This is a genomic window from Burkholderia sp. BE12, from assembly GCF_002959955.1.
Lineage (GTDB): Bacteria > Pseudomonadota > Gammaproteobacteria > Burkholderiales > Burkholderiaceae > Burkholderia.
This window is the reverse complement of the sequence record NZ_PREY01000082.1, coordinates 1-863: the sequence shown is the minus strand read 5'-3', so window position 1 is coordinate 863 and position 863 is coordinate 1. Positions and strand designations below refer to the sequence as shown.

The window sequence follows — 863 nt, the reverse complement described above, 5'->3', positions numbered from 1 at the left end:
CCGGCGCGGCAGTCGCTGATCAAGGCGGGGCTGCCGAGCGCGGTGCCGGGGATGACGATCAACAAGGTGTGCGGCTCGGGCCTGAAGGCCGTGATGCTGGCGGCGAACGCGATCGTCGCGGGCGACGCGGACATCGTGATCGCGGGCGGCCAGGAGAACATGAGCGCGTCGCCGCACGTGCTGCCGGGCTCGCGCGACGGGTTCCGGATGGGCGACGCGAAGCTGGTCGACACGATGATCGTCGACGGGCTGTGGGACGTGTACAACCAGTACCACATGGGCATCACGGCGGAGAACGTCGCGAAGGAATACGGGATTACGCGCGAAGAGCAGGACGCGTTCGCGGCGCTGTCGCAGAACAAGGCGGAAGCCGCGCAGAAGGCCGGGCGCTTCGCCGACGAGATCGTGCCGGTATCGATCCCGCAACGCAAGGGCGAGCCGCTGCAGTTCGCGACCGACGAGTTCGTGCGTCACGGCGTGACGGCGGAGTCGCTGGCGGGGCTGAAGCCGGCGTTCTCGAAGGACGGCTCGGTGACGGCGGCGAACGCGTCGGGGCTGAACGACGGCGCGGCGGCGGTGCTGGTGATGTCGGCGCAGAAGGCGGCGGCGCTGGGCCTGACGCCGCTCGCGCGGATCAAGGCATACGCGAACGCGGGCGTGGACCCCAGCGTGATGGGCATGGGCCCGGTGCCGGCGTCGCGCCGTGCACTGGAGCGCGCGGGCTGGACGCCGGGCGACCTGGACCTGATGGAAATCAACGAAGCGTTCGCGGCGCAGGCGCTGGCGGTGCACAAGCAGATGGGCTGGGACACGTCGAAGGTGAACGTGAACGGCGGGGCGATCGCGATCGGCCACCCGATCGG

Annotated in this window: 1 protein-coding gene; it reads left to right on the top strand. The window is 70.3% G+C overall.

The window, feature by feature from the left end; all coding sequences use genetic code 11:
- Positions 1 to 863, top strand: an 863-nt coding sequence (locus C4B30_RS35000; RefSeq protein WP_158683595.1) for an acetyl-CoA C-acetyltransferase, incomplete at both ends; no start/stop codon positions are given.